This is a genomic window from Acinetobacter sp. UBA1496 (assembly GCF_002324975.1).
Classification (GTDB): domain Bacteria; phylum Pseudomonadota; class Gammaproteobacteria; order Pseudomonadales; family Moraxellaceae; genus Acinetobacter; species Acinetobacter variabilis.
Map to the genome: position 1 here is coordinate 630 of NZ_DCRI01000051.1, position 24,139 is coordinate 24,768.

General features: G+C 41.8%; 18 protein-coding genes. 11 read left to right on the plus strand and 7 right to left on the minus strand.

The annotated features are described in order from the left end of the window. Positions 1–130: 130 nt before the first annotated feature. A complete protein-coding gene (gene coq7, locus B3143_RS05595; protein WP_005235962.1) occupies positions 131–766 on the minus strand; it encodes a 2-polyprenyl-3-methyl-6-methoxy-1,4-benzoquinone monooxygenase in 636 nt (211 codons plus the stop codon). Positions 767–769: 3 nt separating this feature from the next. Next, positions 770–2,089 carry an MFS transporter gene (locus tag B3143_RS05600; protein ID WP_005235961.1) on the minus strand — a complete coding sequence of 440 codons (1,320 nt, stop codon included), beginning with the start codon at positions 2,087–2,089 and terminating at the stop codon, positions 770–772. A gap of 174 nt (positions 2,090–2,263) precedes the next feature. Between B3143_RS05600 and B3143_RS05605 the strand changes: the two genes are divergently transcribed. Then, a complete protein-coding gene (locus B3143_RS05605) occupies positions 2,264–5,020 on the plus strand; it encodes an autotransporter assembly complex protein TamA (RefSeq protein ID WP_005235959.1) in 2,757 nt (918 codons plus the stop codon). A gap of 38 nt (positions 5,021–5,058) precedes the next feature. Further along, positions 5,059–9,582: a translocation/assembly module TamB domain-containing protein gene (locus tag B3143_RS05610; protein ID WP_005235958.1), complete on the plus strand. Its 4,524-nt coding sequence runs from the start codon at positions 5,059–5,061 to the stop codon at positions 9,580–9,582. Between the two features lie 107 nt (positions 9,583–9,689). Here the strand turns inward: B3143_RS05610 and xseB are convergent, their stop codons facing one another. Next, positions 9,690–9,884, minus strand: a complete 195-nt coding sequence (gene xseB, locus B3143_RS05615) for an exodeoxyribonuclease VII small subunit (RefSeq protein WP_005235956.1) — start codon at positions 9,882–9,884, stop codon at positions 9,690–9,692. Continuing rightward, entirely contained in the window at positions 9,874–11,145 is a 1,272-nt protein-coding gene (gene xseA / locus B3143_RS05620) for an exodeoxyribonuclease VII large subunit (protein WP_005235954.1), read from the minus strand. The genes xseB and xseA overlap by 11 nt, the downstream gene beginning before the upstream one ends. Positions 11,146–11,599: 454 nt before the next feature. Between xseA and B3143_RS05625 the strand changes: the two genes are divergently transcribed. The 7 genes from B3143_RS05625 (at position 11,600) to gltS (ending at position 19,091) form a co-directional block, all read left to right on the plus strand. After that, on the plus strand, positions 11,600–12,046 hold the full coding sequence (locus B3143_RS05625) for an I78 family peptidase inhibitor (protein WP_005235951.1): 447 nt from the start codon (positions 11,600–11,602) through the stop codon (positions 12,044–12,046). Positions 12,047–12,158: 112 nt separating this feature from the next. Then, positions 12,159–12,518 carry a hypothetical protein gene (locus B3143_RS05630; RefSeq protein ID WP_005235949.1) on the plus strand — a complete coding sequence of 120 codons (360 nt, stop codon included), beginning with the start codon at positions 12,159–12,161 and terminating at the stop codon, positions 12,516–12,518. Positions 12,519–12,732: 214 nt separating this feature from the next. After that, positions 12,733–13,002, plus strand: a complete 270-nt coding sequence (locus B3143_RS05635; protein ID WP_005235947.1) for a hypothetical protein — start codon at positions 12,733–12,735, stop codon at positions 13,000–13,002. Between the two features lie 297 nt (positions 13,003–13,299). After that, on the plus strand, positions 13,300–15,939 hold the full coding sequence (locus tag B3143_RS05640; protein WP_004783803.1) for a bifunctional aconitate hydratase 2/2-methylisocitrate dehydratase: 2,640 nt from the start codon (positions 13,300–13,302) through the stop codon (positions 15,937–15,939). A gap of 76 nt (positions 15,940–16,015) precedes the next feature. After that, on the plus strand, positions 16,016–17,407 hold the full coding sequence (locus tag B3143_RS05645) for an ATP-binding protein (protein WP_005235944.1): 1,392 nt from the start codon (positions 16,016–16,018) through the stop codon (positions 17,405–17,407). Between the two features lie 114 nt (positions 17,408–17,521). Next, positions 17,522–17,743, plus strand: a complete 222-nt coding sequence (locus B3143_RS05650; RefSeq protein ID WP_005235942.1) for a hypothetical protein — start codon at positions 17,522–17,524, stop codon at positions 17,741–17,743. A gap of 124 nt (positions 17,744–17,867) precedes the next feature. Further along, positions 17,868–19,091, plus strand: coding sequence for a sodium/glutamate symporter (gene gltS / locus B3143_RS05655; protein WP_004783788.1), 1,224 nt, complete (start codon positions 17,868–17,870; stop codon positions 19,089–19,091). 152 nt (positions 19,092–19,243) lie between these two features. Here gltS and B3143_RS05660 read toward each other — a convergent pair whose 3' ends face one another. Beyond that, entirely contained in the window at positions 19,244–20,110 is an 867-nt protein-coding gene (locus B3143_RS05660; protein ID WP_004783786.1) for an alpha/beta fold hydrolase, read from the minus strand. Positions 20,111–20,226: 116 nt separating this feature from the next. On the opposite strand from B3143_RS05660, the gene B3143_RS05665 reads away from it, so the two are divergent. Continuing rightward, positions 20,227–20,685, plus strand: a complete 459-nt coding sequence (locus B3143_RS05665) for a hypothetical protein (protein ID WP_004783784.1) — start codon at positions 20,227–20,229, stop codon at positions 20,683–20,685. A gap of 107 nt (positions 20,686–20,792) precedes the next feature. Here the strand turns inward: B3143_RS05665 and B3143_RS05670 are convergent, their stop codons facing one another. Both B3143_RS05670 and brnQ read right to left on the minus strand, forming a co-directional pair. Further along, positions 20,793–21,008: a hypothetical protein gene (locus B3143_RS05670; RefSeq protein ID WP_004783783.1), complete on the minus strand. Its 216-nt coding sequence runs from the start codon at positions 21,006–21,008 to the stop codon at positions 20,793–20,795. 591 nt (positions 21,009–21,599) lie between these two features. Next, a complete protein-coding gene (gene brnQ, locus B3143_RS05675) occupies positions 21,600–22,886 on the minus strand; it encodes a branched-chain amino acid transport system II carrier protein (protein ID WP_004783780.1) in 1,287 nt (428 codons plus the stop codon). A gap of 352 nt (positions 22,887–23,238) precedes the next feature. Here brnQ and map point away from each other — a divergent pair, with 352 nt between their 5' ends. Further along, entirely contained in the window at positions 23,239–24,033 is a 795-nt protein-coding gene (gene map / locus B3143_RS05680; RefSeq protein ID WP_004783779.1) for a type I methionyl aminopeptidase, read from the plus strand. Positions 24,034–24,139: the final 106 nt, after the last annotated feature.

The following is a 24,139-nucleotide window of genomic DNA, read 5'->3' on the forward strand; positions in this document are numbered from 1 at the left end:
AGGTTTGTGCAACAAAGCCCAGATAAAATAATGATAAATAAAAAATTTAAAAAAAGAGTTCTTAAAATATTTTTTCCTTAATTATTTTGATCACAATAAAGCCCTCAAAAATGAGGGCTTTATTTGATACTTAAATATAATAACTGGTTTTGGTCATTAACTTGGAAATGCCGGTCATGGCAATCTTGACGGGAAGCGGTAAATCTACGCCGCCCGCAGCCAAAGCTGTATCACGGTGATGCAGTTCATCTTCATTCATCTGTTCTAGAATGCGACGTGAGCGTTCATCCTGTGCTGGCAGCTGATTAATATGATGCTGTAAATGCATACTCACTTGGCGTTCGGTTTCTGCAACAAATCCAAGACTGTATCTGTCACCCGCAATGCCGGCAATTGCACCCATCCCAAAGGAAAGGCCGTACCAGACCGGATTGAGTAAACTGGTATGGCTATCCAGTTCTTGTAAGCGGTCTTCACACCAGGCCAGATGATCTTGCTCCTCAATTGCCGCCTGTTCCATTTCCCGACGTACATTTGGTAATTTCGCGGTTAATGCCTGTCCATGATAAAGCGCCTGTGCACAAACCTCACCACTATGATTCACACGCATTAAACCAGCCACATGACGGGCATCACTCACGGTAAGCTGGGTTTCAACCGGTTTGGCTGGATTTTCCCGTTGTGAGGAAGTCGTTCCTGGAACAAGACTGCGTAATGCCTGGTCAAAAGAATGAATAAGCTTATCGACACCTGTATATTGACGCATGAATTAATCCTCCAAAGGGGCTTTTGCGGTTTTGATCATCGGTTTCAATCTATAAAGCAGCCATAAAGTAAACAGGCCACTCAACACTGCAGTAATACAGAAAAGTATTTTAAGATCAAACTCTAGAACGCTTAAAATAATAATCGAGAATATAGCAGAAGATACCATGAAAACGGCATTCAGGATGTTATTTGCTGCAACTACACGTGCACGATGTGAGCGGGGAGAATGCGCTTGCATCATGGCATACAGCGGCACGATATAAAAACCGCCACTGATGCCCAGTAAAGTTACCGCCAGCATCACATGATAATAGCTCCAGCCTTGCTGGAATACATCTGCCAAGCCGAGTAACGTACCGGTACGTTCCGGAACAAAGGCAAGACTTGCTGCTAGATATAAGGCAAAAACCACGAGACCAATAGCACCAATCGGTACCATTTTAATATTGACCTCAGTACCGCCTAATCTGCGGCATAAATAAGAACCTAAACCGATCCCGACAGAGAAAAAGGTCAGTAGCAAACTGGCGACATTTTCAGAAGCATGTAGGTTTTGTAAGGTAAGCTGTGGAATCTGAGTAAGATAGGTTGCCCCATAAAACCAGTACCAGGAGTTACCCAGCAGAATTAAAAAAACCAGCGGTAAACTTTTGGCATATTTAATGGTCTGAAAGCTGGTCCGGAAAAAATTCCAGTCAATGTTGATTTCAGGCGCTGGAATGCTCTGCTTCAGAATATAACGACTGGAGAGATAGCCAATCACGGCGATACTTAACACCGTCAGGCTGATCCAGATCAGATTGCCTGTAGAAGCAGCAATGACTGCACCACCCAGAATCATACCGAATAAAATTGCTAATGAAGTGCCTGACTGGAACAGCGCGTTACCTGACATCAGTTCATCTGGTTTTAATACTTCAGGCAAAATGGCATATTTAATCGGGCCGAAAAAAGTGGATTGAGTGCCCATTAAAAACAGGGCGAACAATAGCATCCATAAATGACCGAGCAGGAAGCCAATGGTGCCCAGAATCATGATCACAATTTCAAAAATCTTTAAATAGCGAATCAGCTGGGAACGTTCATATTTATCTGCAATCTGGCCTGCCGTCGCAGAGAAAATAAAATAAGGCAAAATGAACAATAGTGCAGCAAGGTTATTTAAGGTGCTAATACTGGCTGATTGTTGCTGAATCCAGCCATAGGTAATCACCAATAATAATGCCTGTTTAAAAACATTATCATTCAGTGCACCAAAAAACTGGGTTAGGAACATGGGTAAAAAGCGGCGGCTCGCTAACAAATGTTCATTGTTGTTCATATAAGACGTGCTACATTAAGATTTATTAAGAAATGTGAGATATACGTAAACATTGAGAAAAATCATGTAAGATACTTTCGTCCATGTAAAGGCAAAACCCAATAATTTAAGTTCTTTAGCTTATCTTTTTCGGTCAAATAATCAATTAAAGAATGTATTCGTTTAGAGTTTGCTATGCCCGCAAAGAGAAAATTTAAACAAACGATGCTAAATCGTAGTATGGGGTCTCTCGTACCGTATCATGGCCGAGCCAGGCTATGTATGAGTATATTTTTCATGATGTTATCGCATCAGGGCATGGCACAAACCGAGCAGACGGAAACTCCGGTAGCACTATCTCAGGCAGAAATGATCGAAGAGTTATCCCAGGAAGCCGTACGACAAGGGGTAGCTACGACCGAAGCTGAAGCAACAGAAAAAGTTGAAGAAGCTTTAGAACTTGAAACTTCGACTGTAGATAGTATGCAAATGCTGAAAGAACAGCAGACTATGGGAACGTCTCTGGGTGAATTTCAGCCAATTGAGTTTGATGATTTAGAAAGTCTGCCGGTGCAAACGATTGACCAGAGTATGGCCAATGAGATTTATCAGGTTGCGGAAGAAGCGAAACGCGAGGCGCAAGCCTATCGCCAGACCGCGCAAACTGAAACAGTAGTCAATGATATGAGTCAGCAGGAACTAGTTGAAATCAATCAGGCACCTGTGAATGTTGATCAGCTTATGCAGTCCATTCAGGCCGATAGCCAGATTATTGTCCAAAGAAATGAGTCGGGTGCGACCTTATCCGAGTTGCCTGCACCAACGACGCCTGAAAATGATAAACGCCCTAATATTTTCAAGCGACTGTTTTATAAAATACGTCCACCTCGCCAGATTATGACCGCCAGTTTGCCTCGGATCAGTGCAGATGTGGTCATTGTGAATGGAAATGGCACTGCACAAAGCAATGGCGGATTGAATCGTAAAGCTCAGTCAGAAGGTTATACGAATCTCAGAAATAATGTAAAAGCTAAACTTTCTAGCTTTACCCAGGAATCCTTTGAAGATTTTTCATCTGCATTACCGCAACTCCGTAATCTGTCCAATCAGGCTGCCCAAGCTGTAGGTTATTACAATGCCCAGTTCAGATTTGAAAAATTATCAGATAGCCGGGTCAGAGTTTATGTAACCCCGAATGAGCCGGTCATTATCAATACCCATAATATTGAGTTTAGTGGGCCAGGTGGTGAACAGCCGCAGTTCCAGGTTATTAGTCTTCTACCTGAACAGGAAGAAGGTGATATCTTTAACCATGGGGATTATGAAAAAAACAAGGACCGGATTAATACCGCAGCCAGCAACAATGGTTATTTTGATGCTTACTGGCGCTTGCATGATGTGCGCATTGCCCAACCCGAAAATACAGCCGATGTGAATCTGCGCTTTGAAACAGGTGAGCGTTATAAACTGGGTAATGTAGAGTTCAGGATGAGTGATCCTGAAAAAGAATTTCCACTGAATCGTGATGTACTGGAAAGTCTGGTCACCTGGGAAGATGGTGCTGACTACACCTTCTGGCGTGTGAATAGCTTGGCCAACAACCTGACGAACTCACGTTATTTTAACTATACGCTGGTGGATACAATTCGTCCTGATCCTATTGATCGAGAGCTGGAACTGGCACCGGATATTCAGAGTCTGATAGAAGAACAGAAGTTTTCAGAAGATGAAATAGGTGTGGCCAAGAAAGCTGCACCGGCATCCAATCAGGAAGTTACACAGGATGTGGTGGATGAAGATCAGTTCGCCGGTAGTCGTGATGCAGAAAATCCAAACTTAAGAACTTTGCGGGTTCAGCAGCAGACCAAAGAAGACGAAGAAGAACGTTTAAAGGCTCAGGCTCGTGAAGAGAAAAAAATTCCGGTGATTGTGACACTGAATGCAGACCGTCTTAACAGTGCCGAAGTCGGTCTGGGTTATGGTACGGATACCGGAACACGCTTACGTGGACAATATCGCCGTGCGATCGTAAACAAACGTGGTCACTCATTTGATGCCAACCTTGAATTGTCACAAATCCGTCAGTCAATTGATGGCCGTTATAATATTCCATACAACCATCCACTTAATGACTATATCAGTATCGTGGGTGGTTATGAACGTGAAGAACGTGATGGTGTGGCCCAAGGTGATGGCCTGTTAATTGAATCCGCGGTACTTGGTGCTGACCGGATTATTAAAAATCCGCGTGCTAATTGGCAACAAACTTACGGTCTACGTTACCGTCTGGATCGTCTGACGCAGGATGGTTCGGTTGATTTTAGCCAGATTCCGGAAGCATTCAGATTCAATACTGAAGATGAACAGCAGTCTTTACTGGTGGGTTATGAAGTTTCCCGTACTGATAGTGATCGCCGCGTGAACCCGACCAAGGGCTTTAAGCAAACCTATAAAGTCGAATTGGGCAGTGAAGCTCTATTGTCTGATGCCGATATGGCGATTGTGAATGCAGGCTGGCGTTTTATCTATTCACTGGGTGAAAATGCCGATCATCAGTTTGTTGGACGCGCGGATCTGGGTTATATCTTTACTGAAGATTTTGCCAAAGTACCTTATAACCTGCGCTATTTTAGTGGCGGTGATCAAAGTATCCGTGGTTTTGACTATAAGAGTCTTTCTCCAGAAATTGAAGGCTTTAAAGTGGGCGGACAGGCTTTGGGTGTGGCTTCACTGGAGTATAATTATCAGTTCAGGGAGGGCTGGCGCGCTGCAGTATTTGCGGATGCCGGAAATGCCTATAATGAGGATTTTAGTAATCCGACAGAATATGGTGCGGGGTTGGGGATTCGTTGGGCTTCACCGATTGGCCCAATTCGTTTAGATGTGGCGACCGGACTGTCGGATGACAATTATCCGATTCGTTTGCACTTCTTTATTGGCTCGCAGTTATAAAACATTTATTAATTAAAAAATAGTTATTTGGGTAGATCATGGTCGAAAACCAACCACAGCCAGAACAAGAGCAACAACCTGAAGTTGTGCCGAAAAAGCGCCGTATATTTAGAAGTATTCTATTGTCGGCCCTTTTTTCTCTTATTTTTCTGCTGTCTGTACTGGCGATCCTGTTTTCTACCGATAAAGGCAGTAAATTCCTGCTCGATCAGGTGATGCAGCGCCAGGAAATCATTCATTATGAATATGAAGGTGGGAACCTGTGGCGCGGGATTATCCTGAAAAATGTTCTGGTTACCCTGAAACCGGTCGATGTCAAAATTGACCGTGCTGATGTCAAGCTGGGTTGGCGGGCGATTATCAAAAAAGAAATTCATCTGACTGAAGCAGATGTACTGAATTTACAGATTATTAATAAAAATCCGCCAAGTGATGAGCCATTCAAGTTCAATGCAATTCGTTTACCGTTTGTATTGCGGGTTGATCATTTACTTCTCGATCACTTGGTGATTAAGACTCAGACCAATGCAGTTGATTTTTATAATATTGAACTGAATGAAGCATTATGGTCAGGTACCGAGCTGAATTTCGAAGATTCCCGCATGGACATGGGCTATCTGTCGGTACGTGAAGCTACTGGGAAAATGCAGTTTGAAGGTAAATATCCACTAGATGCACGCGGTATTCTAAATCTGCCTTCACTCAGAGAAAGCTTGAATATTCATGATATTCAAGTACGTGCTAGAGGCACACTGGATACCATTCAGGCCGGGGTCGCGACCAACACGCCAGATTTGCTGACAGGCTGGGCAGTTCTGCACCCGATGCGTCCTAATGTACCCATGCGTGGTGAACTCCAGTTCAAGCAATATCACTGGCCAATCCTGACAGAGCAAAAACTGTTTACGAAAGATGGTGTGGCTGAGTTTAATGGGAATACCAAGCGCCTGGATCTGAATGTCCGCACTGATATTGAAGGTGAAAATATCCCGGATGGGCAATATACCGCAGTGATGTACACCGATCTGGTCAATCAGCTCAATATTACTGATCTAAATGGTCAGCTGATGAAAGGTTCGGTAAGCCTGGCAGGTACTGTAGGCTGGGCTGATCAGGTGGATTGGGATCTGACAGGTCGCATGAATGGGATTGATCCGAAACATCAGCGAATTCCACAGGTGGTGCAGGACTTTCTGCCACCAAGTCTGGACGGTAATATTGCCTCTACCGGTAATCTGGAAAATGGCCTACATTTAACAGGACTGGTGGATTTTGACCGCTATGAAACCTGGAATATCAAGCTGGATCAGAAGCCGGTTAAAGACAATAAAGCTCAACCGATGTTACTGGATGTAGCCTGGAAAAATATTGACCGTGCTGTGCCTTATATCGGCTGGTTAAAAAGTGAATCAGGAGATGTCGATCTGGTACTGGTCGAAGGCCAGCAAAATATCCATGTCGCTACCCAGGTTGCTCAGCATGAAGAAGGACTGTTACCTACAGGAATGTATCAGGCACAACTAAACCTGAAAAATAATATTCTGAATGTTCCAAGTTTTAAATATAGTGGAAATGGACAGGCCGGCAGTCTAACAGGTAATGCACGGGTTGAACTGCCAGAAGAAAAACGTCAGCTCAAATGGTCCGCAGTATTAAATGCCCAGAACCTGAATACTCAAACTCTGGCTGCAGCTTCACCAATTGACCGCTTGAATGGTCGGGTAAAAGCCAGTGGTTATGCACGCCCGAATCAGCAAATTATTAATCTTAGCGGTGTAGATCTGACCGGACGACTGGCTGCGCAAAATGAAACCGTTCATCTGACAGGTAATAGTAATATTGCCTTGTTGTTCCATGATGAAAAAGTAGGTGGCGGATTCAAAAGTTATGCGGTCAATTATGATGGTGCATTAAGTGCCAGCCAGATTAAGGCCAGTCAGGGATTGTTGAAACTGCGCTTGTCAGGTACGCCTGATATGCTCAATATCAAGGAACTGCGTCATGATGGAGTCGCTGGAAAAATTAATGCCAATGGTCAGGTGAACTTGGCAAATGGTATTGGCTGGAATGTAAATGCCTCTCTGGTGCGTTTCAAACCTCAGTATTTTAATGCCAAGCTTAAAGGTGAATTGTCTGGCAATCTGCAAACCCAAGGTGTCTGGTCGGATGCAGTGAAGCGTGTCCAGATTCAACGCTTAAATCTGGCCGGTATATTGAATAATAAACCGGTACGCGGTAAGGGTAATCTGGCTGTATTGATTGACTCCAAGCAGCGTGGTTTTGTACCGCAGCAGTTTGAAGCCAATAACCTGTTCCTGTCTTATGCCAGCAACCAGATACAGGCCACAGGTAATGCACAAAATCTGCAACTTAAAGTGAATGCGCCGGCATTATATGAGCTTTATCCGGGATTAAGAGGCCGGGTACAAGGCTATATTAATATGCAGGCACAACCGCGTTTACAAGCGACTGCGAATCTGGCAGTGGACAATTTTGCCTTCAAGAACCTGTTTAGCGTAGACAAGATTCGGGTACGTGGCCAGTTACCGACTTCACAAACCACACCGACTTTATTGACTGCGACCATGGATCAGTTGCGTAGTGGCAATAGACAGATTGTACGCGGTGAAGTGTCACTTGCTGGAACGCGCGCCGCGCATGTGCTACAAGTTCAGGCTGAAAATAAGCTGTCTAAATTCTTTGTTCAGCTCGCAGGTGGTTTTAATGCACAAAATAACTGGTTAGGCCAGATCCAGCGCGGTGATTTCGACTCACTGCGTACTCATCTGGTGCAGCGTCAAAATGCAGCTGTAATTTATAACACTGCACAGTCGGATCTGTTTGTTGGCGCTCATTGCTGGATGAGTCAGCAAAGTCAACTTTGCTTTGACCAGCCAATTCGAGTCAATAAAACTCGAGGTAGTGCTTCATTTATTACCCGTAACCTGGATTTGGCTGACTTTAGTGCCTTCCTGCCAGAAGGCATAGCATTAACCGGTAAAGTGAATGGTTATGCCAAGGCAGCTTGGGCACAAGGTGCTAAACCGAAAATTGATGCTCGTCTGGTAACCCGCAATGGGGTGATCGGCTTATCTTCTGATGATCCGGAATATTTAGGCTCGACTTTAAAATATGATGAAGTGGGGCTAGTCGCAAAAAGCGTGGCCGCTGGATTACAGATTCGTCTGGATGTGAAAACGCCGGATATTGGTACAGGCTATGCCAATGTAATTATTGATCCATATCGTGACAATAAACCAATGCGTGGCGAGATTGCCTTTAACCAGGTTCAGCTGAAGGTCTTTAAGCCATTCATTCAGGATGTGCGTAATCTGGATGGTACCCTGTCGTATGCAGGTAAAATTAGCGGAACGTTAACCGATCCATTACTTGAAGGTGAAATTCGGGTTAAGGACGGGGCGATCAGCATGATTTCATTACCAGTCAATCTAACCAATGTGCAGCTCTATTCATCAGTCCGTCAAAATACCGCGACTATTAATGGTGCATTTAATAGTGGTCGTGGTGCTGGTAAATTAACTGGTTCTGTAGACTGGAAAGGTGATCCTCGCGTACAGCTTAAACTTCAGGGCGAAAATCTGCTGATTCGCCAGGCACCGCTGATTACTGCGGTGGTTACGCCTGATCTGACCCTGGATATGTATCCGTTCAATAAAAAATTGAGCTTGAGTGGTAAGGTCGATGTTCCTCGTGCATTGATTTCTATGCCTGAAGCGTCTGAACCTGTTGTGGGCTTGTCTTCTGACGTACGCGTAGTACGTGAGGGAGATGACCAGCTCGCCATTCTGAAAGCGGCACGTCCATGGGATATTCGCGCAGATGTTGCAGTGTCGTTAGGAAATCAGGTGATCTTCCAGGGCTTTGACAGCCGTATTCCACTCTTAGGTCGTGTCAATCTGACACAACGTGGTCTGGAATCTGCGATGCGTGCCAATGGTGCGATCGGGGTATCACAACGGGTGAAAATTGAAGCTTATGGACAAAGTCTGGATCTGAACCGTGCAATTGCACGTTTCAATGGCCCGTTGTCGAATCCAACCCTGGATATTGATGCCAATAAATCCATTCAAGGTAGCACGGTGGGTGTACGTGTCACTGGTACAGCCTCAAGTCCTGCCATTCAAATTTATAATGATGCTGGCCTGTCTGAACAAGAAGCGTTGAATGCTCTGATTACTGGTCGTATTAATGAAGGGGCTTCAGGCTTGAGTCAGGCAGAAGGTTTCAGATCTGATGTAAATAACACCATTGCAGCCGCAGGGATCAGTCTGGGCTTAGGCGGTACGCGTGCCTTGACCAACCAGATTGGCCGCAGCTTTGGCTTGAGCGGTCTGGCACTGGATGCACAGGGAACCGGGGATGATACTCAGGTGTCTGTAACCGGTTATATTACGCCAGACTTATATATCCGTTATGGGGTTGGCGTATTTACCCCAGTAAACAAGTTGACTTTACGTTATCAAATGAATCAGCGTTTATATCTGGAAGCCAGTCAGTCTTTAGAACGTGCAATTGACTTATTCTATAACTGGCGGTTCTAAGCTAATAAAAAGCCCTCTAAATGAGGGCTTTTTTATAGGCAAGAGATTTTAAAATAGCCTAAGCATTTAAATCATCAAGCTATACTGATTTAAGGTATTCAATAAAATTAATCCTTAAAGGTCTCGTTCAGTGCATTCTGAACGGCTTCCACTCGGGATTTACAGGCTTTATACGCCTGCATAGACTCTTCGACGATTTTCATCAAATTATCAATATCTGGTTCTTGCTGAGATTCAAGTAATTCAGCATTCTTTTTCAAGATGTCATAGCCTTCCTGAAAGCTCAAAGTATCATGACTCATGGGGAGTTACCTGCGTAAGTTGTGCTGAAAATAGGCCATCGTGTAATTCAACTTGAACGGGTTGTTGCACATCAATTTGATGAATTGAACGAACTACGTGTTCTTGCTGGCGCACAATGGCATAGCCTTTGGACAAAACATGTTTGGGATTTTGCAGTAGTGTTTCCCGCATCAGGGCATCTAGCTGCTGATTAATTAGTTGGGTCTGTTGCTGGGCAAGGTTAGAAGTATTGGACTTGAGCTGCTCTAAACGTTGCAAGGCATTCACAATCTGGTGATTGGCCAGATTTTGGATTAGTTTTAAATATTGCTCATTCTGGTTTTGATAAGCCTGAATTTGCTGTTGAGAAAGTCGCTGGATGCTTTGCAGGTTATTTATAACTTCTTGCGTCAGCTCGACGACATGACTGCGAATTCCAGCAATCACCTTGCTCGGTGTGTCGAAAGAACGATGAGCGATTTCATCCAGAATCGTCCGATCTTTTTCATGACCAATACCAACCCAAACGGGAACTGAACGTTTGCAGAGCAGGGCAGCCAGCGCATAGTCATTCAAATACGCCAGATCATTGACTGCACCACCGCCACGAATGATCACGATCAGATCAGGCGCGTGATGATACGCTTGTGCCCACTGCTTTAAAGCTTGTGCCAAGCTTTGCATGATGCTTTGCGGTGCCGTATTTCCCTGAAAGGTCGCACTGTGATAGATAAATTCGCATACCTGAGCTTTTTGTAAAGCATCAGCATCTTTCTTGAAATCGCCCAGACCGGCAGCCTTTTCTGGAGCAATCACCAGAATCCGGTTTAGGTCAAAAGGTGTAGGGAGATTTTTATTGCGATTAATCAGACCTTCGGTTGTCAGTCTTTCTACAATCTGCTGATAACGTCGGGCTATATCTCCCAAGGTATATCCAGAATCAATCTCTACAATATTTAGGGAAAACCCATATTGCGGATCAAAGCTGGCTTTGACTTTGATTAAAACTTTAAGATCCCGGCTTAGTTCAATACCACTTTCACGTTCAAATTGCGTCACAATTTTCTGCGCAGCAAACTTCCAGATTGTGGCCCGGCAACTGGCAATGACCTGATCATTGTCAGGATCTTTTTCTGCCAGTTCTAGATAATAATGGCCAGCTTTAATATTTAAATTACGAATCTCGGCTTTGACCCACACCGGTGTATCGAAAGTGATTTTTACCACTTCATGAACCGTAGAAAGGTATTCTTTTAAAGAAAGCTGGAGATCGTCTTGCATGCTGAGATAAAGTTTAAAATTCAATCAAATATTAAAGCAATATGGCCGCTAGTACAAACATCAAGCTTCGTGCATAAAAAAGGCAAGGACAAAGAAGCTGGGCAATAATTAATTTAATAATCTAAAAACAAAATATTAGAATAATACTTGGTTGATAAAGGGTAATAAACACTTTGTATAACAATGTAATGACATTGTCATCTTTAAGCCATTCCAATAGTTAACTAAAACTAAATTTTGGCTATTCGAAAAAAGAAACCACTTTTGAAGGTTGATTATTGGTTAAAGTAAATCATAGGAAATAGTGAGAACTTAAATGGGATTAAACCTAATGATATTAAGAAATGATCCTGCCGCTTTTTACAGAATTACAAACACTCAAGCCTTTTCAGATCTGACGCTATAAGTGGAATATGCTACATTAAAGGTGAATTCCTTTAGAAGAATACCGCTCATGAAAAAAATAATTTTATCTGGTTTGTCCGGATTATTTGCATCCATCCTCCTTGCTGGCTGTAGTACGACCCAGTCGACTGACTCAAACTCAGCGTCATTAGGAACAGCGAATCCAGCGAGTGTTTATTGTATTAATCAGGGTGGAAAGCTGGAAATCCGTAATGAAACTAATGGGCAAGTGGGCTATTGTCATTTAAAAAATGGGCAAGTGGTCGAAGAATGGGAATATTTCCGAGCAAACCAGCCTAAATGTATCGCTGATCAGGCAGCTGCGCTGGTTGGCCAATCCAATTTAACTGAAGCAAAAATCAAAGAGAAAACCAAAGCTCAAATGGTACGCATGGTTGCACCTGGCCAGCCTGTCACTATGGATTATCGTGAAGAGCGCGTGACGGTCACTGTAGATCCAGCCACTAAGAAAGTAGTTCAGGCCAGCTGTGGTTAAGATATGAAATGCTACTTTCGAGCAGGCAGTATCAATAAGAATAGAGAGAAATTTCATTTTAAATGACAAATCTGTGCTGATCTCTTATAGTGCCTCTCGGAAGGAGAAATTCATGAAAAAGTTATTTGCTTTATCCCTGATGGTTGCTCTGGTCGGCTGTGCAGAGAAAAAACCTTTAACCCCTGAAGAGCAGTGGCATGGCTATTGTCGTAGTGTGGGGAATGCTGCACGGACCATTATGCTGGATCGTCAGAATGCGATCGAGAAAGAAAAGGCTGTTGAGCATGCCAACAAGATCGATGATGACATCACTCGCAGTTTTATCCTGAATATTATCGATGAAGTCTATGCACTTCCGGAACAGGAAATTAAGACCGATGTAGATGCAGCCCGTGAGAAAGTCCGCGCTGAATTTACTGAAAAATGTATCGCCACACCGCATGATAAAATGCCAGATTACAAACCGTTCTAAGGAACGGTTTTTTTATATTTGAATGAAGCAAACTAAGGAATCTTCATTCAAATTAAATAGTGGTTTATAGATATAAGAATATTCTTCTAATAATAAAAATAGCCTAAGCAATATTAAATATAATTTGTGACAATTGCTAAATCTAAAATATAGAAATGCTTATCTTTATATTGAATAATGAATTTAACTCCAAAGCCTTTAGGAGAACAATAATATGGACGTCGTGAAATATTTATATCACTCAGATCTGCTGTTAGAAGATGAAAAAGGATTGGCGATTATCGGTAGCGGACGCTATGTTCTGAGTGTAGGAGACAAGGTCGTGATTAAGCAGATCTTGGTGCAGGACAAAAAACGCTGTTTGGTCGAGATTTCCTTTGCCAGCAACAATCACAGTCAGACCTATGAAGATCAATGTGAATTAAAATTTGAGGGTTGTCGGGACGCTTTTCAGCAATATTTGAACTCGACGACAGTCCACTAAGGTGGAGTATCTTTTTCTAAGTAAATTAGGCAACATCGATGTTGCCTTTTTTATGCGTCGAATTTGGTTAAAAGTTGCCATATCTGTACTTAAATTATGCAAGGCGATGATGATTTGATTATTGAATGATCTTTATAAGCATCATTTAGTTATAAAATAATGAGCATCACAAAGAAACACTGTACTTGCATTAACTTTTAACTGGAATTTTAGTAAAATTTTAGAGTCCATATTATTTGTGAAGCTTTTATAAAGCAGGAATTCACAGGTAATTTTTTAAAAAAGAGGAATAACACCGTGCTAGAAGCTTACCGCCAACACGTTGAAGAACGTGCCGCACTCGGAGTCCCACCGAAGCCACTTGATGATGCTCAAACTGCTGCATTAGTTGAATTATTAAAAAATCCCCCAGCTGGTGAAGAAGCATACTTAGTTGACTTGCTCGAAAACCGTGTTCCAGCGGGTGTTGACCAAGCTGCATACGTAAAAGCTGCGTTCTTAGCTGCATTGGCAAAAGGCGAAGCGACTTCTCCACTAGTTTCTAAAGAACGTGCGGTTTACTTACTGGGCACTATGCTTGGTGGTTATAACGTTGCTCCTTTAGTTGAACTTCTAGAAGACGCAGAGCTTGGTGGTCTTGCTGCTGAAGCTTTGAAAAAGACGCTTCTTGTATTTGATGCGTTCCATGACGTAGCTGATAAAGCACGTGCAGGTAATGCAAATGCAAAAGCTGTTCTTCAATCATGGGCTGATGCTGAATGGTTCACAAACCGTGCAGATGTTCCAGAAGAAATCAAACTGACAGTTTTCAAAGTAACTGGCGAAACTAACACTGATGACTTGTCTCCAGCACAAGACGCTTGGAGCCGTCCAGACATTCCATTGCATGCAAATGCAATGCTGAAAAACGAACGTGATGGCATCAACCCAGAAGTTCCTGGTGAAGTTGGTCCATTAAACCAAATTAAAGACCTCATCGCGAAAGGCAACAAAGTTGCTTACGTAGGTGACGTTGTTGGTACAGGTTCTTCTCGTAAGTCTGCAACTAACTCTGTACTTTGGTTCTTCGGTGACGAAATCGCTCACATTCCTAACAAGAAAGAAGGCGGTTACTGTTTAGGTTCTAAAATTGCTCCGATTTTCTTCAACACTATGGAAGACGCTGGTGCGTTACCAGTTGAAATTGACGTAGCAAACATGAACATGGGTGATGAAATCACTCTTAAAATCGACAAAGCTGCTGCTAAAGTAACTGCGTTCAAAGACGGCGCTCAAATCGCTGAAGCTGACCTTAAAACTCCAGTGCTTCTAGACGAAGTTCGTGCGGGTGGTCGTATTAACCTGATCATCGGTCGTGGTTTGACAACTAAAGCACGTGAAGAGCTTGGTCTTGAGCCTTCAACTCTGTTCCGTACTCCAGTACAACCTGCTGACACTGGCAAAGGCTTCACCCTTGCTCAGAAGATGGTTGGTCGCGCTTGTGGTCTTCCTGAAGGTCAAGGTATCCGTCCAGGTACTTACTGTGAACCACGCATGACTACAGTTGGTTCTCAAGATACAACTGGTCCTATGACTCGTGACGAATTGAAAGACTTGGCTTGCCTAGGCTTCTCTGCTGACCTGGTAATGCAATCTTTCTGTCACACAGCTGCGTATCCAAAACCAGTTGACGTTCAAATGCAGCACACGCTTCCTGATTTCATCATGAACCGTGGTGGTGTTTCTCTACGTCCAGGTGACGGTATTATCCACTCTTGGTTAAACCGTATGCTTCTTCCAGATACTGTTGGTACTGGTGGTGACTCCCATACTCGTTTCCCAATCGGTATTTCATTCCCAGCGGGTTCTGGTCTTGTAGCATTCGCTGCAGCAACTGGTGTTATGCCACTTGATATGCCAGAGTCTGTTCTTGTGAAGTTCAAAGGTAAAATGCAGCCTGGTATCACTTTACGTGACCTAGTACATGCAATTCCTTACGTAGCAATCCAAGAAGGTGACCTGACTGTTGAGAAGAAAGGTAAGAAAAACATCTTCTCTGGTCGTATCCTTGAGATCGACCTGACAGAAATGGAAACTGACCTGACTGTTGAGCAAGCATTCGAACTTTCTGATGCTTCTGCTGAACGTTCTGCGGCTGGTTGTGCGATCACGCTTTCTGAAGAGAAAGTTGCTGAATACCTGCGTTCTAATATCACTATGCTGAAGTGGATGATTTCACAAGGCTATGGCGATGCTCGTACTATGGCGCGCCGTGTTGAGAACATGGAAAAATGGTTGGCTAACCCATCACTTCTTAAAGCTGATGCTGACGCTGAATACACTAAAGTGTATGAAATCGACCTTTCTACAATCACAGAACCAGTTCTTTGCTGCCCGAACGACCCAGATGATGCAAAACTTCTTTCTGACGTTCAAGGCGTTAAAATTGATGAAGTATTCATCGGTTCTTGTATGACTAACATCGGTCACTTCCGTGCAGCTGGTAAACTTCTAGACAAAGTACCTGGTGGTTCTTTATCTACTCGTCTATGGTTGGCTCCTCCAACTCGTATGGACGAACACCAATTGATGGAAGAAGGTTTCTACAATACTTATGGTAAAGCTGGCGCTCGTACTGAAATGCCAGGCTGTTCATTATGTATGGGTAACCAGGCACGTGTAGCACCGAACACAACTTGTGTATCGACTTCTACTCGTAACTTCCCGAACCGTCTAGGTCAAGGTGCGAACGTTTACTTGGCGTCTGCTGAACTTGCATCTGTTGCTGCTGTATTGGGTAAATTACCTTCTCCAGAAGAATACCAACAGTACGCTGCTCAAATCGACAGCATGTCTGCTGACATCTACCAATACTTGAACTTCGACAAGATGAGCGAGTATACAGATGCTGCTAAAGACATCGATACCAAAAAAATTGCTGCTGCTCAATTAGCTTAATAGTTGATTAGAAAGTAGTTTAAAATAAGGGCTGATCTATCAGCCCTTATTTTTTGTAGTTGAATTAGGGGGATATATGTTTGATAAAAAGAAAGCTATTAATCTTATTAGTAGAGAACAAGCAATTGAGGTATGTGAAAGACAAGAAGATGATTTTTTCGATTTAAAAAGTAAAAGAGCAAAGATAAACGTAATTGAAGAAATCGTAGTTGCTTTTGCAAATAGTGAAGGTGGTGAGGTTGCAATTGGTATAGAAGACAAAAAAACTAATCCTGATGATCACTATAAGAGATGGAGTGGTTATGAATCTATAGAACACTATAATGATATTATTCATGCTCTTAGTCGGTTGGACCCTGTTGTTGATTTCGATTACTGGTATTTGAGCGTTGAAGGCTCATATGGTAATTATGTGTTGTATATAAAAGTACACACAGATCATCAAGTTCATCAAACAGCAGCTAATGAAGTTTTTACTAGAAAAAATGCAGGTAATATAAAGGTAAAGAATAAAGCTCTACAGGCTTTATATTTCGAAAAAGGGGTTCATTCTTTTGAGGATCAAGTTTTAAATTCAGTAAATCCTGAAGAGGTTGTGGATAGTGATGTTCTTTCAAATTATATAAATGATTTAAAACTCACAAACAAAGATAATTTAAATTTTCTCATAAAAGAGCGTCTAATTAGTGAAAGAGATTGGTTTCCAATAGTTGCTTCAATTTTATTATTTTCCCAGTCCTGTTCATCAATATTACCACAGGCTGCTCTAAGGGTTACTAGATATGAGTCTATAGATGGTGATGAGTTAAGAGATATCATGCAAAATGAAGATAGTAAATTATTTGAAGGTAATATATTAGAAATTTTACAACAAAGTTTTGAATTTATTAAAAGTGTTTTAGATAAAATATATTTATGGGGATTAGAAGGTAGAAAAACTCCTAAATATCCAGATGAAGCTATTTGGGAAATTCTTGTCAATTGTTTAATTCATAGAGATTATTCGATCCAGGATTCTGTTCATGTCAAAATTTTTGATAATCAAATTTCATTCGAAAGTCCTGGTAAATTACCAGGTATGATTAAAGTTGATAACATTTTAGATAATAGGTTTTCTAGAAACCCTAAAATTGTGAGATTGTTATCTAAGTCTAAACAAGCACCGAATAAGGAATTAGGGGAAGGTTTAAACACTGCTACAGTAAAAATGTCTGAATTAGGCCTAAGAAAACCTGAGTTTAAAGAGGAAAATAATAAGTTTATTGCATGTTTATATCATGTATATGATATGGAACCTGAGATACTTATACGGAAATTTAAGGATATAGTACCTGATGGTTTTACACGGTTGCATGCACGTCATCTGTTTGGATTGAATCCAGACCAAACTAGTAATGAATTGCAAAAATTAAAAGAGAAAAAAATAATTAATTTCGATACAGAGCAAAGGGTATGGCATTGTATATAAATTAATTTTATTTTAAAAAGTTTAAATTTTGTTATTCGTCATCTTATCGTTCATGATGACGAATAATATCTAAACGATGATATTTTTATCTAAAATATATTTGGTAATTGAGTAGTGAAAACACAATCCCGCTTCCTCTGTATTGGCGGTTTCCTGAACGGAACTCAAGTCAAAGACCAAGGTGACAGCTTTGTCTGTGTCGAAAATGGTAAACAGGTGACATACACCAAAAAAGAAATTTTCCATCAAGGAGCATGGGATCATGATTACTATGTGTGTGAAACCACCACTGACCAACAAACCAAAAACTGGGTCTATGATATTCCATTGTATTAATTGCACCTGTTCGAGCTATAAATTAAACAATTACTAGAAACAATAACTTGCATAACATTTCTAAAATTGATTTTTCATACTATTTTCCTAAAACTGTATAAAAATAAAGCCAATAGGGAATGTTATGAATTATGAGATCGATGCCTTTGGCACTTTGGTAATTGCGGTATTTTTTCTTTTTATTGGGCGGTATCTGGTTAGTAAAATTGGCTTCTTTAGAAACTATAATTTACCTGAACCCGTAATCGGCGGTTTAGTCGCAGCGATTGCGGCTTTTATTCTCTATAAATTTTTTAATATCAGTGCCACATTTGACTCAGAAATCCAAACTATTCTGATGCTGATGTTCTTTACCTCTGTTGGTTTAGGTGCAGACTTTACCAAGCTCAAAGAAGGCGGAAAATCACTGCTGATCTTTCTAGTCTGCGTCATTCTATTTGTAGTCGTGCAAAATGCGGTTGGCATGAGTTTAGCCACAGCACTTGGGCTTGATCCATTGATTGGCTTGATTGTTGGTTCTGTTACCTTAACGGGTGGACATGGTACTGCCGGTGCTTGGGGTGAAGTACTTGAAACTCAACATGGGATTCAAGGAGCAATTGTCCTCGGTATGGCCAGTGCTACTTTTGGTTTGATTATTGGTGGGCTTGTAGGTGGCCCGGTTGCCAAATTCTTGATTAAACGCAATCAATTGGCAGAGACAGTAGCGCAAGAGACCAATGAACAACAACTCGATACTAGCATCAACACCGCACCCTTCGAATATCCAAAGAAAACCCGGTTGATTACAGCCAGTAATGCAGTGTCAACTTTGGGGATGTTTGCACTATGTATTTTTGTTGCGAATGAAATGACAGAGATTAGTCAGGGAAGATGGTTTGAACTGCCGACCTTTGTCTGGGCCTTAGGGACAGGAGTGATTGTACGTAACTTCCTGGAGCATGTGCTAAAAGTCGATATTTTCGACCGTGCTATTGATGTATTCGGAAATGCGTCATTGTCTCTGTATTTATCAATGGCTTTACTGTCGCTGCAACTCTGGTTGCTGGCCGATTTGGCAGGCCCGCTCATTACCATTTTGTTTGCGCAGACAGCGGTACTGATTTTATTTACCGCAATTGTGACCTTTAGAATCATGGGAAAAAATTACGATGCAGCCGTATTGGTGGCGGGGCATTGTGGTTTTGGTATGGGAGCAACTCCAACTGCGATTGCAAATATTCAGGCGGTCACCAATAGCTATGGTCCATCACATAAAGCATTTTTGATCGTACCGCTATGTGGTGCATTTTTTATTGATATTGTGAATGCTGTGGTGATTCAGAGCATCATTGCATTTTTCGGTTAAATTTTAATACGACTTCAAAATCATATAGACATTAAAAAGCCCCATGGTTAGGGGCTAGTCGTATGCACATCTGAGGCACATACTGTAAGAGGCTCATCTCATACTGAGCGTATTAAAGCACATTAACCTATCAATAGCCATTTAAATCATCTTTAGGCAGATAACTGCTGCTCAATGACTGGCCATAAGTTTTGATGTGACTTCTTGAACATCAGCATGTGGCCAATCCCTTTATGACCATATTCTTGGGGTTTTAGCTCAATCATTTCTGTGGCTGCTTTTGGATATAAGCGCAGCAAGTCTTTGACATTCGCTTGAGTGGCGATTTCATCATCCGAAGCCCAGATTGATGTGATCGGGCAGGTGATCTGGGCATGATAGTCATGTGCTGGTGCGATCTTTTTACCAATCGCATTAATTATATAACCTGGTTTACTACAAAATTCTGCCCATTCACGCGCCACATCTTTTGGCAGGTTTTCACCCATACCAATCGCTTGAGTTGGACCATAGCCTTTGGTGATACGTGCCAATGGGAAAATGATATTGAACATCACTGGTGCTAGTAATTTGGTACGACCCTTTAAACCTTTAACATGACCCGTCGATCCAGCAATTGCCACGACTTTTTCCACTTTGGCATAGTTTGGGACAATACCCAGCAGCTGTCCACCAGCACTATGCCCAAGTAAGATGACCTTTTCTGTCTGAGTCTTAGCTAATAGCGCATCAATTGCAGCCGGAATGTCCAGTTGTCCCCATTGCACAATACTGGCTTTAGAATGCTTAACCGGACCTTTTAAGGATTCGCCAATACCCCGAAAATCAAATACCAGCACTGCATAACTCTGAGCTTGCAGCCAACAGCTAAAACTATGATAAAACTGTTTGGTAATGCCAGTCGCAGGGCAGATTAATATAGGAGATTTCTTGCATTCAGCATCAGTAGCTGGATAAAAACGTGCACTTAATTGATAGCCATCCTGGCACTTTAGAGTCAATGTTTCGAATTCAGACATGGGCTACACTATATTTTTGAATCAGAATGAATACTTAAATTTACCTGACTTCTTCAAAGAAACTTATTAAAACAATGACTAAAAAGTCATTACGATGATAAAAACGGAATGAAAATATGCAGGGAATCGAACTTGATCTGGCAGTAAAGATCGCGATTATTTTTAGTGGAATATTCTTATGGATGGGGATGTTAACCGGGGTATGGAAATATTGGCAAATCCGTCAGTCTGTCAATTCACGGGCGCATTATTATGTGGATATTGCTCATCGCAGCAGTCTGCTTTATGCCCCTGCGACATTGATTCTGGCAGTATTGGCTTATTATTCAGCATTATCTTCGCAGATTAATTTGATCTGTATATTGATCAATGTTCTCTTTTTCAGTTTCTCGATTAGTGCGTATATCTTGCATGGGTTTTTGAAAGATACGACGAATCAGTTTAAGCGACCGCATCAACTGGGTAAATTTCAGTTGCCGGGCGTGCTTATGACTTTGGCAATGGTCAGTTTGATTATTGCAGAATTGGGAGGGACGGGCGTGCTTCTTTATGGGGCGGCGATCGGATTATTCTAATTTTTAATGGTTGATTTTATTTTTCGAGCTTTAAGCTTAATTTATTTCTTTTCTGCCAGATGGATGACTGGCCAGATCATCCACTGGGGTATAAATTTATTAATAAATTATCGGTATTTCTGGTCAATCACAGCCCATAAGAAAAAGGCTGCCGAAACAATCAAGGCATAACCTACGTACTCAAATTTTAAATTGCCTTGAATTAAACAATGCACAATCAAGGTCAGCATAAGCGCAACCGTGGTGCTTAGGAAAGTCACCAGATTGGTATTTGCCTTAAGAGCGTCAATGAAGACTTGCTTTTTGAAATGTACTGATAACATCTCCATCCCTCCTGTTTATTTGTATAATTGAAGAGTAAATCTTATTGATTTAGTCTGAATTGAATATACAGTTGTACTTCTTAATTTCAACCTTTGCAACTATTTAAGTGAACTTTAACAGTTAAAAAGGCCTCCTTTAGTCGTATTACCGCACTAATCAATGATTGCATCTGAATCATCATCTTAAACATTTCAGCGAGTGCAGTCCGACTGAAGTTTCAAGCAATCATTCATTGCTACCATTGGGAAAAGCAAATTCTACGCCAAAGATTTGTAGAGATAATCCAGAGAATGTAAGTCTATGTAGAATGATGAAGGTGAGTTGGTTTAATCAGGAAACAATATGTTTAAAAAACAGTAAAATACAGAGTAGGGTTGATCTTCTGCTAAAGAATGAAAATAGAAGTAAGAAAGAAGCTAATTAAAATAATTGATTAAAAGTGTATAACGCTTTCTAAAATACAATTTGGTTATGATGAGAAGGTGAGGGTGTAAACAATAAATGCCGGTTTGGGTAAAACCTGACAGATATTGATCACGCTAAAACCGGATTTTGGGTAAAAATACGATTTTTATGACCTCTTAGAAAGATTAATTCCTGATACGGTCAATCACAGCGGCAATGACAAGAACAATAAGAGATGGAATCAACCATGCCATATTTTGTTCAGAAAGCGGTAAGTTCTGTAGTAATTCAGGTAATTCAAGGCCAGCAACTTTAAGGCCATCGAAAATACCGAAAATAAATGCAACCAGTGTGGCCGGTGCAACAACTTGAGCAGGCTTTTTAAAGAAATGACCGCAGAAGCTTAGCAGGATCACTGCAATCGCAGGCGGATAAATCGCGCTCAATACAGGCACAGACACGGCAATCAGTTTGGTCAAACCAAGATTTGAAATCACTAGCGAGAAGCCGACCAGTACAAAGACAAAGGCTTTATAAGGCAGTTTGGTAATAGACGAGAAATATTCAGCACATGCGCAGGTCAAACCAATCGCAGTCACCATGCAGGCAACAAAGATCATGGTGGCAAGGAAATAAGCACCCATATCACCAAAAGCATGTTGTACATAGGCATGCAGAATAATCGCACCATTGGCAGCATTAGGGGCAACATCGTGACTACCTAGGCCTAGTTTAAACAGGCTGAGATACACCAGCGTCAAACCGATACCAGAAATAATCGCTGCATTGACTGCATATTTGGTAATCAGCTTGCGATCCGTTACGCCACGAGAAGTAATCGCACGCACGATCACAATACCAAAGACCAATGCGCCTAAGGTATCCATGGTCAGATAACCATTAACGATGCCTTCAGTTACCGGACTTGTAACATAGTTACCCACTGCAGCAGGTGGTTTGCCGGCAGGAATCAACACTGCAGCACCGCCTAAAATGATCAATGCGATAATTTTTACTGGGGACAGGAAGTATCCAACCGTATCCAGAATCTTATTTGGATAAAGGGAAACCAGAGTCACTACAGCGAAATAGATCACACTATAGATCAGCAGATTGCTAGGTGCATTGCCAAAGTATGAAGAAAAGCCGATTTCATAAGAAACGGTTGCAGTACGTGGTGTCGCAAATAAAGGTCCAACCGTCAGATAACAGACCACAGTCAGTAAAAGACTGGCTGCTTTACCTAAAGGAGAACTTAAGATCTGGATTGAACCTTCAACACGTGACAATGCCACGATGGTGATGACAGGTAGGCCAACTGCCGTAATCAGGAAACCTAGGGCAGCTAACCATACATGCTCACCGGCTTGTTGAGCCACAATCGGTGGAAAGATAATGTTGCCCGCACCAATGAACAGTGCAAAGGTCATAAAACCTAAGGCCACAATATCTCTTGTACGGAGACTTGTCATAGAAGGAGAACAAATAAATAAAAGAAAGCGATTTTAGTGTATATATGATGATTTTTGGAGTTTAATTTAATGCCGAAAGCCTTGATTTTACTGATCTTGACGATCGGATAAAGTGAACTTTAAAAGCTTGGTAGAAATATATCTTTGATATTCAGTTGAAAAAAATATAATTTATTTTTAAATAAATAAATCATTTAGACTTCATTTCATTATATTCGGCTTATTGTTTGTATAAATAAGCAGCATTGAGATTCTCTATAGCAAGTTTTAAGAATTGTCATGCAGACCGAACAAATGCGCATCTTGGCTGAAAAAGGACTATAATTTCCCGATTCACCTTGAGGATAGATCCATGCGAGCTCCAGCGATTACTCTGAAAACCGAACAAGATATCGAAAAATTACGTATATCTGGGCGTTTGGCTGCACAGGTCTTGGAAATGATCGGAGAGCATGTCAAGCCGGGTGTCACGACTGAATATCTGGATGACATCTGTCATGATTTTATCGTCAATACGCTAAAAGTGACGCCTGCCAATATTGGCTATTATGGTTATACCAAAACCACCTGTATTTCACCGAATGAAGTAGTTTGTCATGGTATTCCATCTCCGAATACTGTCTTGCAAGACGGCGATATTATTAATATTGACGTTGCAATTATTAAAGACGGTTATTTTGGCGATACCAGCCGGATGTATTATGTTGGTACACCATCTCCTGAAGCCAAACGCCTGGTCGAAACCACTTATGAAGCTATGGTTGCCGGGATTCATGCCGTTAAACCGGGCGCAACCCTAGGCGATATTGGTTATGCAATCCAGTCTGTTGCACAGCGTGAAGGCTACACCATTGTGCGTGAATATTGTGGTCATGGGATTGGTAAAATTTATCACGAACAGCCAAACATTCTGCATTACGGGCAACCAGGTCAGGGCATCAAACTGGTACCCGGTATGGTCTTTACTATTGAACCTATGGTCAATATGGGCAAAGCACGTGTTAAAGAGTTAAAGGACGGCTGGACAGTCGTGACTGCGGATAAATCCTGGTCAGCTCAATGGGAGCACATGGTAGTCGTGACCGACACAGGTTTTGAGCTGTTATCGCCGTGGCCAGAAGGTACAGGCGAGTATCCAGAAATTTAAATTATTTTTCACGTTATGCATTGAAATACAGTAGCTTACATAAATTACAGCTTGCTTGCTATTGGTGACGAAAGCCTACAAAACACTACATGAAGAAGTGGTTTAA